The sequence below is a fragment of the Pantoea sp. SOD02 genome, from assembly GCF_024707505.1.
Taxonomy (GTDB): domain Bacteria; phylum Pseudomonadota; class Gammaproteobacteria; order Enterobacterales; family Enterobacteriaceae; genus Pantoea; species Pantoea symbiotica.
In genome coordinates this window covers 2,993,919-3,007,208 of record NZ_CP102604.1, presented here as the reverse complement: position 1 = coordinate 3,007,208, position 13,290 = coordinate 2,993,919, and the positions used below count along the sequence as shown (strand labels likewise).

Below are 13,290 nucleotides of genomic sequence, written 5' to 3'. Positions count from 1 at the left end.
AGCGATGTCAGACAGGAAGCGGCATCCGCATAAAGCGGTAGAAGAAGTTTTGCGATATGCAGAAGCAAGAGGTTGGAAAATTGCAGTCGGCGGCCACCATGCGTGGGGCAAGATGTACTGCCCAGATAACTCGGCAGAGTGTCGATGTGGGGATTACTGTATTACCTGCATCTGGAGCACGCCAAAAAATCCTGAAACGCATGCCAAATTGCTAAGGCGGGTGGTGGATAACTGCAGTGAAAGTCCTAAGCGGATTAAGTGACGAGGAGTGAAACATGGAATTTGAGTTTACGCTGCGTTTTCAGCTCAACGATGAAATCGACACTGATGAAGCGCTTGAGCGTCTCGGTTCGCAAGGTTGCACTGATGCGTTAATTGGCGCGGGTGTGGCGGGGAAATTAAGCATGACGTTCTGCCGCGAAGCCAGCACTGCACAGGACGCGGTGCGCAGTGCGTTAGAGGATGTTTTTCAGGGATTGCCAGAGGCTGAACTGATTGAAGCCGCGCCGGATTTAGTCGGGCTGACGGATATTGCAGAGTTGATAGGTGTTTCGCGGCAGAATATGCGCAAGCTAATGCTAAGCCACAGCCCGCAGTTTCCGCGTCCGATTCATGATGGAAAAACAGCGTTATGGCATTTAATCGATGTACTGGAGTGGTTAAATCAGCGCGGTTCATCGCGGGTCAATCCAGCATTGAGTGAACTGGCGCGCGCAACGTTGCAACTCAATTTACAGCAGATGCTGCAACGTTACGCACACTGTTTAAAGCCTTAATGATGCAGCAAAAATATCGTTGCCAGACCGAGGAAGATAAAGAATCCGCCGGTATCGGTGATCGCGGTGATCAGCACGCTGGAGCCAACGGCGGGATCGCGTTTCATCTTAGTCATGATTAACGGAATCAGCACGCCCATCAGCGCGGCCAGCAGCAGATTTAGCAGCATAGCCAGCATCATCACGCCGCCGAGTTGCAGATTGTCATACATCAGCCAGGTGACGCCGCCCATAATGCCGCCCCAGAACAGGCCGTTTATTAATGCCACGCCGAGTTCACGCATGATCAGGAACGAGAAGTTACCCGGTTCAACCTGATGCAGCGCCAATGCGCGCACAATCATGGTGATGGTTTGATTGCCGGTATTGCCGCCGATGCCCGCAACTATAGGCATCAGCGCCGCCAGCGCAACCAGCTGCGATATGGTGGCTTCAAACAGGCCAATCACGCGCGAAGCGACAAACGCAGTACACAGGTTAACTGCCAGCCAGGCCCAGCGTTTGCCCACCGCTTTACGCACCGGCGCAAACACGTCTTCGCCCTGGCTGATACCACCCATTTTACGGATGTTGCTTTCATTCTCTTCATTCACCAAATCGACCACGTCTTCAATGGTGATACGGCCAATCAGCTTGCCTTGTGCATCGGTTACCGCAGCGGAGATCAGGTTATAACGTTCGAATGCACTGGCGGCGTCTTCCGCTTTATCGTTGAGTTGAAACGTAGTGGGATGCGGATTCATCACTTCGGCGACCAGCATCTTCGGTTTGTTGAGCAGAATATCCGTGAGCGTCAGCTCACCTTGTAGTTGGTTCTGTTCGTCGGTGATAAAGATCTTATCGGTGCCGTCAGGCATTTTTTTGCCTTTACGCAGATATCGTTGCACCGTGGCTAAGGTCACGTCAGAGCGCACCGTCAGGATGTTGAAATCCATGATCTGCCCGACGCGGTCGCGATCCAGTTCGATCACGCTCATTAACCGTGCGCGCAGGCTTGGCTCAAGAGTGGTGAGCAGACGCCCGGTTAAATCGCGCGGCAAGTAGCGCGCCAGATATACCTGATCGTCGATATCCAGCGGCTCGATGGCGTGCAGAATATCGCGATCAGACATTTCTTCCGTCAGGCTGGCCCAAACGGTTTCTGAAGCCTCAACCAGCACGTGTCCGCGCTGCGCCGTTGGCACTAAACGCCACAGCGCCTGACGCTCTTCTTCCGGCAAGGCTTCGAGGATGTCGGCCAAATCCGCGGCGTGTAATTGCTGCAGCTCACGCTCTAATTCATGACGCCAGTCGGTGATATCACGCAGTTCACCCGCATTAAGATCGACGGATTTATCCAGCAGAACATCAACCAGATCATGCTCGTTAAGCAGCAGGTTCAGGATGTGATGGCGGGTTTCAGCTAATTTTTGCGAATGCGAAGCAGACATAACGCGTTCCTTGTGTCTGTAAAGTCAGCTCACAGTGTAGCGCGTTGCGGGTAACAGGACGTAAAAAGCAGCATTGTCTCAAAGGACAATGTTTAGCAGCGACAGGCGACCCGCAAAGTATTTAGCGCGAATCACTGGTGCTCAGCGTGACCGGTTCAGGGATGGCTTTCTTTTGCTGATGATGCTCAATGGCACCGGGAATGATGAAAAGCAGGCGGCCAAACAAAATTAAGAAGCTGACCAGTAAAACAACGCGGGTCATGGTACCGGTTTTGGGACGTCTTCGTGCAGAGATAGCGCTGTTCACGCGGGGTGGTTCCTGTAATTGCCCGATTGGGCGGAGGCAATATTTAGTCACACTTAGATCGCTAAAGCAATCGCTGTGTGAAAAACGAGCAAAAAAGGTGCGGCGGATTGATCGATATCAGACAAAGTAACGGCCGCGCAAGGCGGCCGTGGGCTTAGTAGCTGGCTTTCTGCGCCAGCAGCGTGGCGAAACGGCATTTAATACGGTTACCGTTTTCATCACGACGATGCAGTTCACCGACATCTTCGTTGTACTTCACGATGTGCCAGTTGCGGTAATAATGGCTGAGCTCACCGGATTTGAACGCAAATGGGAAATTTTGCGTATTGGGATAATCATCGGTATCCATCGCCGCCACAATCAGGTTGTAGCCATATTTACGCGTGCTGGCCTGCATATCAGCAATCAGCTGCGGAATAGTTGCCGGTTGCAGGAACATCATCACCACAGTCGACAGCACAAACTGATAGGCGCCGTTGAACCGCACGCTATTGAGATCGCACAGCTCGGTGTGAATGTTCTGCAGATTCTCTTCCGCGATGATGCTGTTCAGGCGTTCCAGACTGGCAGGGTTGCTGTCCCAGGCCGTCACCTCAAAGCCATGCTGATTGAGAAACAGGCTATTGCGGCCCTGGCCGCAGCCCAAATCCAGCGCTTTCCCCACTTCAAGATGTAGCAGGGCCGCCAGCACTTCAGAATGGGTCGGCGTGAGAGCGTATTTTTCAGCGTAATAGTTATCGGGGCGTGTAGTCATAACCAGATTGCGGGCCAACTGCCCGCTTTACTCCTCTTCTTCCAGCATCAGTTTCCAGCCGGTGACATCATTCCAGTAAGCTTGCTCGCGCTCCAGATCCAGCTGCACCAGCGTATTCTGGCTTAGGAAGCCGGCAGGGAAGGTAAGCGTCCAGTGGCCGTCGTCGGTGCTGAGCTTGAGCGAATCCGGTTTGGTAGTCGCCTGGCGCTGATTATTCAGCAGCGTGCCAAGACGCAACAGGAATACCATCGGCAGAAACTGTTTCTTTTTAAACAAGGTGAAACGCGGCATTTCATCCTGCTTCACCGCTTTGCGGTGATAACGTACCAGCGTCGCCAACAGCATCTGTTGATCCTGATTAAAGCCCGGCATGTTGGAGTTTTGCAGGATGTAGGCCGAATGGCGCTGCATGCCGCTGTGATTGATGGTCAATCCCACTTCATGCAGCAGCGCGGCCCATTTCAGCAGCGCCGACAGTTGTGGATTGGCTTGCTTCGGATTCTGCTCCTGCCACTGCAAATAGAGCTTCTCGGTGGTTTCCAGCACCCGGCGCGCCTGATCGCTATCAATCGCGTAGTGATTGGCCAGACTTTGCGCGGTGCGGCTGCGGATGTCCTGATGGCGGAAACGGCCTTCCATCTCATACAGCACGCCTTCACGCAGTGCGCCGTCAGAAAGACGCAGTTCGCGAATCGCTAACGCATCAAAAACGCCACACAAAATCGCTAAACCCGGCACAAACACCGCTTTACGCTCTTCCGACAAGCCCGGCAGGCTCAGCGCATTGAATGACTTATGCTTCAGCACTTCGGTGGTCAGTAACTCCAGCGTTTCGGGCGTAATCAGCTTCTCTTTTTCGCCCATCGCCAGCAGCACTTCGCAGGCCGCTTTGATGGAACCCGAAGCGCCCAGCGCGTATTGCCAGCCGTGCAGACGATATTGCCACGCCATGGTTTCCAGCTTTTGCGCAGCGGAGAGGCGCGCACGGCGGAAGTTTTCCGGCGTGATTTCCCCTTTCGGGAAGAACAGATTAGCGAAGCTGACGCAGCCCATGCGGCGGCTTTCTACCAACTGCGGCTCAAAGTCTTCACCAATCACCAGTTCAGTTGAACCGCCGCCGATATCAATCACCAGCTTGCGACCTTTTTCCGGCTGCGTGTGTTCCACGCCCATGAAGATCAAACGCGCTTCTTCGTTGCCGGAAATCACTTCAATCGGATAGGGAATCACTTCAGCCGCGCGCTGCAAGAACTCTTCCGCGTTGCTGGCGATACGTAGCGTATGCGTACCGACGATCGTCACGTTGGCGGCACTAAAGCCCTGCAAACGCTCGGCGAACAACGCCAGACAGCTTAGCCCGCGCTCAATCGCTTCTTCGCTCAGGCGATTGTGCGCATCCAGCCCATCGGCCAGATGCACGCGCTGTTTCAGGCGTCCCAGCACTTGCAAAGCGCCATCCACCACGCGGGCAATGACCATATGGAAGCTGTTCGAGCCGAGGTCGATTGCCGCGAATTCTTGAGGTTTCGGCGTACTTTTATGTGAGATTGGCATAGGCGTTATTCGGGTTGTTCCAGTTTCTTGATGTAGTCGTAAATGGCCAGCTGCGAACGCACCTTTTTACGGTTGCCGCGCGGCACATAACGATTACTCAGCTCTTTATCGACGATGCGGGCTTTCACCGTATCACTAAACAGAATGGCGATAATGTCCAGAATGCGTTGCTTCACGCGTGGATCAAGAATCGCCACGGCAACTTCAATGCGGTGATCAATGTTACGCGTCATCCAGTCCGCGGAAGAGAGGAACACCTTTTTCTCGCCGCCGTTCTCAAAAATATAGACGCGGTCGTGCTCGAGATAGCGGTCAACGATGCTGGTAATGCGAATATTTTCACTGATGCCCGGTAAATCGGGGATCAGCGAACACATGCCGCGCACCAGCAGATTCACTTTCACGCCTGCCGACGAGGCGGCATACAGCCGATCAACTAATCCATTATCCACCAGGTTGTTGATCTTCAACGTAATGCCGGCAGGATTGCCTTGCTGCGCGTTGGCGATCTCGGCATCAATGAACTTATACAGCATGTCGCGCGAATTCTGCGGTGAAACCAGCAGATGCTCGAAGGTCACCGGGCGATACGGATTCTCAATGAAGTTGAACACGCGGCGCACTTCATTGGTGATGCGCGCATCGGCGGTCAGCAATGAATAGTCAGTATAAATGCGCGCGGTTTTTTCGTTGAAGTTCCCGGTACCGATATGCGCATAACGCACTATTTCTTCACCTTCACGGCGCGAAATCAGGAACAGCTTGGCGTGGATTTTCAGACCTGGCGCGGAGAAGATCACATGCACGCCCGCTTCGGTCAGACGTTTCGCCCAGCGGATGTTGGCCTCTTCATCGAAGCGCGCCTGCAGTTCCACCACCACCGTGACTTTCTTACCGTTATAGGCGGCGTGAATCATCGCATCCATGATGCGCGAGTTTTTCGCTACGCGATAAATGTTGATCTTAATCGCCAGCACGTTCGGGTCGAACGAGGCCTGTCGCAGCAACTCCAGCACATGCTCAAAGGTGTGATACGGATAGTAGAGCAGCACATCGCGATTACGGATGGCGTCGAAACCGTTGCGGAAGCCGTCAAAACCGATGTGACGAATCTGCGGTAGCGGACGGTTTTCCAGATTGCTTTTGCCAACGTTCGGGAAGCCGATGAAATCTTTAAAGTTATGATAGCGGCCGCCGGGCACAATCGAATCGTAGTTCGAAATCGACAGCTTATGGCGCAGCATTTCCACCATCGCATCCGGCATATCGCGCTGATAAACGAAACGTACCGGCTCGGCATTGAGACGCTGCTTCAGGCTTGAGGACATCAGCTCCAGCAGGCTCGATTCCATTTCTGTTACCAGATCGTATTCGGCATCGCGCGTCATCTTCATTGAATAGGCATTCAGCGTATCGTAATCGAAGAAGCCTTTGAAAATTTCGTCAAGGCAGTAACGCAGGATGTTATCCAACAGAATCATTGGCTTGCGGCGACGTGGCGACTCAGCCGGCAGGTTAATAAAGCGCGGCACTTTATCCGACGGGATCTCCAGCAGCGCATAACGAATATCATCGCCGCGAATGATCTCCACCGCCAGATAGGTGTAATCGTCTTTCAGGAATTCGATCAGATCGGTGTCATGGTTAATCAGAATCGGCGTAACGTGCTGGCGTAATTGATGTTTGAAGTAGTAGCGCAGCCACTCTTGCTGATTCGGTGAAAGCTGGCGTTCGTTAATCAGGAAGATCTGGTTACGCGCCATCTCCAGCAGCAGATCGTTATACAGCGCATCAAACTCTTGATCCGACTTCTGCACCCGCAGCTGAATTTTCTTTAACAGATGTCGCAAAGAGGTCGGTTTGCCTTGCTCTTCGCTGATCAGAATCCGCCGCTTGAGATCGGCAAAGCGGACTTTATAGAACTCTTCGAGGTTATTGGAATAAATTCCCAGAAAGCGCATGCGCTCAATCAGCGGATTACTTTTATCCGAGGCTTCCTGTAACACACGTTCATTGAAGCTTAACCAGCTTAATTCTTTTTCTATATACAGCTTATCCTGACCCATTCTGACTCCGAGATGCTGATGCTGGACGGAATGTCCGGCGGAAAATGCACAAAAATGCGTTACCGCTCAGTGTCCGTCACCATTATGGCGAGAGTATGGCAGGCTTGTCCAACGTCAAAGGTTGTCTTATCAATCAGCTACGGGCAACATAGCGACTTGTTTCCACCGGTAACCTGGCCTGCATGAGCATAAATCGTATTCCCGTCCACTTTAGCGACCGTCGTCGACGCGCCACTGATAATTTAGTGCGCCGCGTTGTCACAGCTTGCGGCGTGGGAATTTTGCTGCTGATGTTACTGCTGTTCTTCTGGTTGATCTGGGTGGTGCTGCCGCTGTTTAGCGCGCCGGGAATGCATGCCACCACCAATATTCAGCTGTGGGACAAAGCCCCAATGCTGGCGATGGGCAGCGACGGCCATTTGGGCTGGCGCATTAGCCGTAACGAAGCGCGCTTTATTCCGCTCGATGGTCAACCCGCGGCACCGGCACTGGCGCTGAATGGCAAGCCTGATGCGGCGATCGCAAGCTTTGATAACCGCAGCGTGCTGCTCAATATGCAGGGCGAACTGCTGTTAATGCAACCGGTTATCCGCAACGGCAGCGGCGAATGGGGTTTCCCGCTCGGCGATCGTCCGCTGCGCTTACCGCAAGGCCCGGTCAGTAACATGGCGCTGACGTCGCTCAACGACCATCAATGGTTGATTGCCGCGCAAACCGCAGCAGGCATTAGCCTGCTCAAGCTGGAAAATCAGCAAAAGGTGAATCAGATCCTGTTGCCGCAGCAGCAGGCCGATCATCTGCTGTTGTCGCCGGATGGCACCTTACTCTACGCCAGCAGCGGGCGCTTACTGCGCGTGTGGCAAATCACGCCGGATGGCGCGCAGCTACGCGAAACGCAAACCCTCAATCTGCCGCCGCAAAGCCTGCATATGTTGGCCGGTGGACGAACTTTGCTGATTCAGGATTCACAGGGCGTGCAGCAATGGTTCGCTATCGCCAGTGATAAAGGGCCGCGTCTGCAACAGATTCACACCTTCAACGGCAGCCAGCAGGCGCGCGGCATCACGCCGGAACCGCAGCGCCGCGTGTTTGCCACTTACGATGCGCAGGGCAAGGTTCAGCTGTTCGCCAGCAAGCAGCAGGGCGCAATCTTAGCGCGTCAGCTGGCGCCGGGCATTCAGGCGCTGGCCTTCGCGCCGCGCGGTGATGCCTTGATCATTGAACGCGCCGGGGAATGGCAGCAGTTTGCTTTAGATAATCCGTGGCCGGACTTCACCTGGCGCAACCTGTGGCAGAAAATTTGGTACGAAAACTATCCGCAGGCCGATTGGGTATGGCAGTCCACTGCGGCGGGGGACAGCTATCAAGCCAAGTTCAGCCTGATGCCGCTGGTATTGGGCACGCTGAAAGCCGCCAGTCTGGCGCTGCTGTTCGCCACGCCGCTTGCGCTGGCCGCCGCGATGTATACCGCGTGGTTTATGTCGCCAGGTTTACGCCGTTGGGTGAAACCGGCGATCGAAATGATGGGCGCGCTGCCAAGCGTGGTGATTGGTTTGATCGCTGGCGTGTGGCTGGCGCCGCACATCAGCACCGCCCTGGTTGGCGTGTTGCTGCTACCGCTGGTGCTGGCGGCTACCTTACTGTTGTGCGGCGTGCTCAGTCCGCGTTTGCCTGCCAGCTGGCGACGTCCCGGCTTTGAAGTGATTCTGTTATTGCCGGTGTTGCTTGTGGTGACGTTGCTGACGCTGTGGCTGCCAACGCTGTTGTGGCCGGAAATTGGCGAGCGTTTAGCGCATTACGAACAGCGCAACCTGCTGGTGGCCGCGTTGGCGATGGGTTTTGCGCTAGTGCCGCTGATTTTCACCTTATCGGAAGATGCGCTGTTCAGCGTGCCGGGCGCGCTCGGGCAGGGCTCACTGGCGCTGGGTGCCACGCCGTGGCAAACCCTGACGCGCGTGGTGCTACCGGGCGCATCGGCGGGCATTTTCGCCGCCTTAATGATTGGCTTTGGCCGCGCCGTCGGCGAGACGATGATTGTTCTGATGGCCACCGGCAATACGCCAGTCAGCGAAGGCGGCTTATTTGCTGGTCTGCGTGCGCTCTCCGCCAACATTGCCATTGAGATGCCCGAAGCCGCAGCGGGCAGCGCGCATTACCGCATTCTGTTCCTTAGCGCGTTGATACTGTTGATCTTCACGTTGGTGATCAACACCATCGCCGAGTTGATTCGTCAGCGCCTGCGTCAACGCTACAGCCAGCATGAGGGCCAAGGATGACGGCGATGAAACAGAACGATCGCTGGCGCTGGCTCACCGCCGGAGCTGTCGCGGTTTGCCTGCTGGCGTTTACCTTGTTGATTGGTTTGCTCGGCTGGCAAGGCGTGCGCGCCTTCTGGCCGCAGCCGGTCGATCAATATCAGTTCCAGCCGCCGGAAGGCAGCGCGGTGATGGTGCTGGGCGAAACCTTGCAAAAGCAGCAGCAGGGCGAACAGTGGCGCTATGTGGTGAAAACCGGTAACCGCGATTTTGCCGCGCCGGATTTCCGCGTGCTTTACAGCCAGGGCGAGGCGAAAACCCGTCGTCCTGTCGATGTGTTGGTGCTACAGCGCCGCAACGGCGGCAATGCGTATGGTTGGCTGGTGGAGCTGCGCCAGGATAATGAAGTGATGACCGCGCAAAGCCGCGATGCCTTGCTGCATCAGCGTTTGCAGCAGGTACATGAGCAACTGCGCCAGGCGAGTAACATCCGTCGCATCAAGATGGCGCGCCTCAATGCACAGCTGGAAAGCCTGCAGCAGCAGGCCGATGAGCAGCAGCGTAACGGCAGCTTCACTCTGGAAGTGCAGTCCGAGTTTGATGCCAACCGCACTGCGTTACAGCGCCGCTTCAACGCGCTGGCGCAGCAGTTAACCCATCTGCAGCAAGAGAGTCAGCGCGATACGCTGGTGCTACGCGATGTGAACGGCGTGGATCACACCATCCCGCTGGCGCAGGTTGTGGATGCGTGGTATCCGAATGCCATGACCTTAACCAACAAAACGCTGCACTTCTTCAGCCAGATTTGGCAATTCGTCAGCGATTCACCGACTTCCGGTGGCGGTGAAAGCGGGGCGTTTCCGGCGATTTTTGGCACCGTGCTGATGGTGCTGTTGATGTCGATCATCGTCATGCCGCTCGGCGTCATCGCTGCGGTTTGGCTGCACGAATACGCCGGACGCAATGCGCTAACGCGGCTGGTGCGTATCGCGGTGGTGAATCTCGCCGGCGTGCCGTCGATCGTTTATGGCGTGTTTGGCCTTGGTTTCTTTGTCTGGCTGATTGGTGGCACCATCGATCAGCTGTTCTTTTCCAGCGCCTTACCCAATCCCACTTTTGGTACGCCGGGCTTGCTGTGGGCCGCACTAACGTTGGCGCTGCTGACGCTGCCGGTGGTGATTGTTGCCACCGAAGAAGGATTGTCGCGCATTCCGGATAATCTGCGTCAGGGATCGCTGGCGCTGGGCGCAACCCAGGCGGAAACGCTGTGGCGCGTGGTGCTGCCGTTGGCGGTACCGGCCATGCTTACCGGCCTGATTCTGGCGGTGGCGCGTGCCGCTGGAGAAACCGCGCCGCTGATGCTGGTGGGCGTGGTGAAAATGGTGCCAGAGCTGCCGGTTGATGCGGTGTTCCCTTATCTGCACCTCGATCGTAAATTCATGCACCTCGGTTTTCAGATCTATGATTTGGCGTTCCAGAGCCCCAACATCGATGCTGATCGACCGCTGGTTTACGCCACCGCTTTGCTGCTGGTGGTGATCATCCTGTCGCTCAATTTGCTGGCGATGGCATTGCGCCATCGGCTGCGTGAGCGTTACCGGCTTATGACGCACTAAAAAGGTTTCTGATGACGCCCGATTACGACATTGCCCTTCGCGTTAATCATCTGTCGCTGTGGTATGGCGAACGCCAGGCACTGAATAACATTGATCTGCAGATCCCGAAAAACCGCATAACGGCGTTGATTGGTCCTTCCGGCTGCGGCAAATCGACGCTGCTGCGCTGCTTTAATCGCATGAATGATGTGATCGATCGCTGCCGCATAGAGGGCGAGATTCTGCTGGATGACTACGCGGTGATGCAGGCGAATCAGGATCTTCCCGCGCTGCGTCGCCGCATTGGCATGGTGTTCCAGAGGCCAAATCCGTTTCCTAAATCGATTTACGAAAACGTAGTTTACGGCCTGCGCTTGCAGGGCGTGCGCGACCGTCGCGTGTTGAATGAAGCCTGTGAGCGTGCGCTGCGTGCGGCGGCCTTGTGGGCCGAAGTGAAAGATCAGCTGGGGCAGAACGCCTTAACGCTCTCTAACGGCCAGCAGCAACGTTTGGTGATTGCGCGTGCCATTGCCATTGAGCCGGAAGTATTGTTGCTGGATGAGCCCACCTCGGCACTTGATCCGATCTCAACGCTGGTGATCGAGGAGTTGATGACTACGTTGAAGCAGCATTTTACGCTGGTGTTAGTGACGCACAATATGCAGCAGGCGGCGCGCGTGTCGGATTACACCGCGTTTATGCATAACGGACAATTAGTTGAGTTTGACGAAACCGATCGCATCTTCACTTCGCCAAAAGCGCGGCGTACCGAAGATTACATTACGGGACGGTTTGGTTGATGGTGCGGACGTGATGAAGGTCGCCATGAATGGCGACCTTACATTTATTCGTTGGCATGACCTTCAGGTGGCAACGGCTGACCATCCAGCCACGCTTTACCCTCACGCATCTGCAAACGCCCGTCAACAAACCAGCTGATCACCAGCGGATAGATCGCGTGTTCCTGATGCTGCACGCGCGCGCTGATTTCGTCTTCGCTGTCGCCAGCAAACACCGGCACGTGCGCCTGCAAAATAATCGGTCCGCCATCCAGCTCGTCAGTGACAAAGTGCACTGAAGTGCCATGCTCTTCGTCGCCGTTTTCCAACGCCTGACGATGCGTGTGCAAGCCCGGATATTTCGGCAACAGCGACGGATGAATATTCACCAGACGATCGTGATAGTGCGCGACAAAAGCGCTGCTGAGGATGCGCATATAACCGGCCAGCACCACCAGATCCGGCGCGTAAGCATCAATCTCCTGCATCAGCTGGCGATCAAAGGCTTCGCGGTCGGCAAAATCACTGGCGGCTAACGCATGCGGCGGGACGTTGGCTTCCTGCGCGCGCGTTAAACCATACGCGCTGGCTTTATTACTGAAAACGGCAGCGACGCTGCCGTTGATACGCCCGCTTGCGCAGGCGTCGAGGATGGACTGAAGATTGCTTCCGTTGCCGGAGATCAGTACAACCAGTTTCTTCATGGATTGATAACCACACGCTCTTCAGAATCAGACGCTTTAATCACACCGATTTTCCACGCTTTTTCGCCCGCGTCGGTCATCAGCTGTACCGCTTTATCGGCTTCTGCCGGGCTCAGCGCAATCACCATGCCCACGCCGCAGTTAAAGGTGCGGTACATTTCGTGACGGCTAACGTTGCCCGCCTGCTGCAACCAGCTGAACACAGACGGCCACTGCCAGCTGCTCTCTTCCAGCACCGCCTGGGTCTTGTCTGGCAGAACGCGCGGGATGTTTTCCCAGAAGCCGCCGCCGGTCAGATGCGAAATCGCATGCACATCAACCTGTTCAATCAGGCTAAGGATGTTTTTCACATAGATGCGGGTTGGCGCCAGCAGGTGATCGGCCAGTGATTTGCCATCCAGCTGTTTGGTGGCCGGATCGGTCTGGCTGACTTCAAGAATCTTGCGCACCAGAGAATAACCGTTCGAGTGTGGGCCGCTGGAACCCAACGCGATCAGTACGTCGCCGTCCTGCACTTTCGAACCGTCAATGATTTCTGATTTTTCCACCACGCCGACGCAGAAACCCGCCACGTCGTAATCTTCGCCGTGGTACATGCCTGGCATTTCAGCGGTTTCACCGCCGACCAGCGCACAACCCGACTGCAAGCAACCTTCGGCGATGCCGGTGATTACCGATGAAGCGGTATCCACATCCAGCTTGCCGGTCGCGTAATAATCGAGGAAGAACAGCGGCTCAGCACCCTGAACAATCAGGTCGTTAACACACATTGCGACCAGATCGATGCCGATGCTGTCATGGCGTTTGAGATCCATCGCCAGACGCAGCTTGGTGCCGACGCCATCGGTTCCGGAGACCAGCACAGGCTCGCGGTACTTCTGCGGCAGCGCACAGAGCGCGCCGAATCCGCCCAATCCACCCATGACTTCCGGGCGGCGGGTTTTTTTCACTACGCCTTTAATACGGTCAACCAGATCGTTACCAGCATCGATATCAACACCGGCGTCTTTGTAGCTGAGAGAGGTTTTGTCGGTCACTGCGGAATCCCCACGCGAGTTGCGGTTGGTGGC

The 13,290-nt window shown here is 55.5% G+C and carries 12 protein-coding genes; 5 read left to right on the top strand and 7 right to left on the bottom strand.

Annotated elements, in window-relative coordinates; genetic code table 11:
* The first annotated feature begins 4 nt into the window (after nucleotides 1-4).
* Both NR302_RS14005 and NR302_RS14000 read left to right on the top strand, forming a co-directional pair.
* Entirely contained in the window at nucleotides 5-262 is a 258-nt protein-coding gene (locus NR302_RS14005) for a hypothetical protein (protein ID WP_258143749.1), read from the top strand.
* Nucleotides 263-275: 13 nt separating this feature from the next.
* A complete protein-coding gene (locus NR302_RS14000) occupies nucleotides 276-776 on the top strand; it encodes an AlpA family transcriptional regulator (RefSeq protein WP_258143748.1) in 501 nt (166 codons plus the stop codon).
* Here the strand turns inward: NR302_RS14000 and mgtE are convergent.
* The 5 genes from mgtE to ppk1 all read right to left on the bottom strand — a co-directional run bounded on the left by mgtE (nucleotide 773) and on the right by ppk1 (nucleotide 6,887).
* Nucleotides 773-2,206, bottom strand: a complete 1,434-nt coding sequence (mgtE, locus tag NR302_RS13995) for a magnesium transporter (RefSeq protein ID WP_258143747.1) — start codon at nucleotides 2,204-2,206, stop codon at nucleotides 773-775. The two genes, NR302_RS14000 and mgtE, sit on opposite strands and share 4 nt — an antisense overlap.
* Nucleotides 2,207-2,327: 121 nt before the next feature.
* The gene (locus NR302_RS13990; protein WP_008108322.1) at nucleotides 2,328-2,513 is read right to left on the bottom strand and encodes a YfgG family protein; all 186 of its coding nucleotides are present in this window, start codon (nucleotides 2,511-2,513) and stop codon (nucleotides 2,328-2,330) included.
* A gap of 154 nt (nucleotides 2,514-2,667) precedes the next feature.
* Nucleotides 2,668-3,267, bottom strand: a complete 600-nt coding sequence (gene tehB, locus NR302_RS13985; RefSeq protein ID WP_258143746.1) for a tellurite resistance methyltransferase TehB — start codon at nucleotides 3,265-3,267, stop codon at nucleotides 2,668-2,670.
* A gap of 27 nt (nucleotides 3,268-3,294) precedes the next feature.
* The gene (gene ppx / locus NR302_RS13980; RefSeq protein WP_008108324.1) at nucleotides 3,295-4,821 is read right to left on the bottom strand and encodes an exopolyphosphatase; all 1,527 of its coding nucleotides are present in this window, start codon (nucleotides 4,819-4,821) and stop codon (nucleotides 3,295-3,297) included.
* 5 nt (nucleotides 4,822-4,826) lie between these two features.
* Nucleotides 4,827-6,887, bottom strand: coding sequence for a polyphosphate kinase 1 (gene ppk1 / locus NR302_RS13975; protein WP_008108325.1), 2,061 nt, complete (start codon nucleotides 6,885-6,887; stop codon nucleotides 4,827-4,829).
* A gap of 182 nt (nucleotides 6,888-7,069) precedes the next feature.
* On the opposite strand from ppk1, the gene NR302_RS13970 reads away from it, so the two are divergent.
* Genes NR302_RS13970 through pstB form a run of 3 tightly spaced genes read left to right on the top strand, consistent with a single transcriptional unit; the run spans nucleotide 7,070 to nucleotide 11,537 of the window.
* Nucleotides 7,070-9,163 (top strand): ABC transporter permease subunit, encoded by a 2,094-nt coding sequence (locus tag NR302_RS13970; protein WP_258143745.1) that lies wholly within the window; start codon nucleotides 7,070-7,072, stop codon nucleotides 9,161-9,163.
* The gene (gene pstA, locus NR302_RS13965; protein WP_154190480.1) at nucleotides 9,160-10,758 is read left to right on the top strand and encodes a phosphate ABC transporter permease PstA; all 1,599 of its coding nucleotides are present in this window, start codon (nucleotides 9,160-9,162) and stop codon (nucleotides 10,756-10,758) included. Before NR302_RS13970 ends, pstA begins: the two co-directional genes overlap by 4 nt.
* A gap of 11 nt (nucleotides 10,759-10,769) precedes the next feature.
* The gene (pstB, locus tag NR302_RS13960) at nucleotides 10,770-11,537 is read left to right on the top strand and encodes a phosphate ABC transporter ATP-binding protein PstB (RefSeq protein ID WP_258143744.1); all 768 of its coding nucleotides are present in this window, start codon (nucleotides 10,770-10,772) and stop codon (nucleotides 11,535-11,537) included.
* 44 nt (nucleotides 11,538-11,581) lie between these two features.
* Here the strand turns inward: pstB and purN are convergent, their stop codons facing one another.
* Entirely contained in the window at nucleotides 11,582-12,220 is a 639-nt protein-coding gene (purN, locus tag NR302_RS13955) for a phosphoribosylglycinamide formyltransferase (protein ID WP_258143743.1), read from the bottom strand.
* On the bottom strand, nucleotides 12,217-13,257 hold the full coding sequence (gene purM, locus NR302_RS13950) for a phosphoribosylformylglycinamidine cyclo-ligase (protein WP_258143742.1): 1,041 nt from the start codon (nucleotides 13,255-13,257) through the stop codon (nucleotides 12,217-12,219). The genes purN and purM overlap by 4 nt, the downstream gene beginning before the upstream one ends.
* Between the last annotated feature and the right edge of the window lie 33 nt (nucleotides 13,258-13,290).

Coding starts and splice junctions, on each gene's coding strand:
- NR302_RS14005 (WP_258143749.1), top strand. CDS start 5: ATGTCAGACAGGAAGCGGCATCCGCATAAAGCGGTAGAAGAAGTTTTG.
- NR302_RS14000 (WP_258143748.1), top strand. CDS start 276: ATGGAATTTGAGTTTACGCTGCGTTTTCAGCTCAACGATGAAATCGAC.
- mgtE (WP_258143747.1), bottom strand. CDS start 2,206: ATGTCTGCTTCGCATTCGCAAAAATTAGCTGAAACCCGCCATCACATC.
- tehB (WP_258143746.1), bottom strand. CDS start 3,267: ATGACTACACGCCCCGATAACTATTACGCTGAAAAATACGCTCTCACG.
- ppx (WP_008108324.1), bottom strand. CDS start 4,821: ATGCCAATCTCACATAAAAGTACGCCGAAACCTCAAGAATTCGCGGCA.
- ppk1 (WP_008108325.1), bottom strand. CDS start 6,887: ATGGGTCAGGATAAGCTGTATATAGAAAAAGAATTAAGCTGGTTAAGC.
- NR302_RS13970 (WP_258143745.1), top strand. CDS start 7,070: ATGAGCATAAATCGTATTCCCGTCCACTTTAGCGACCGTCGTCGACGC.
- pstA (WP_154190480.1), top strand. CDS start 9,160: ATGACGGCGATGAAACAGAACGATCGCTGGCGCTGGCTCACCGCCGGA.
- pstB (WP_258143744.1), top strand. CDS start 10,770: ATGACGCCCGATTACGACATTGCCCTTCGCGTTAATCATCTGTCGCTG.
- purN (WP_258143743.1), bottom strand. CDS start 12,220: ATGAAGAAACTGGTTGTACTGATCTCCGGCAACGGAAGCAATCTTCAG.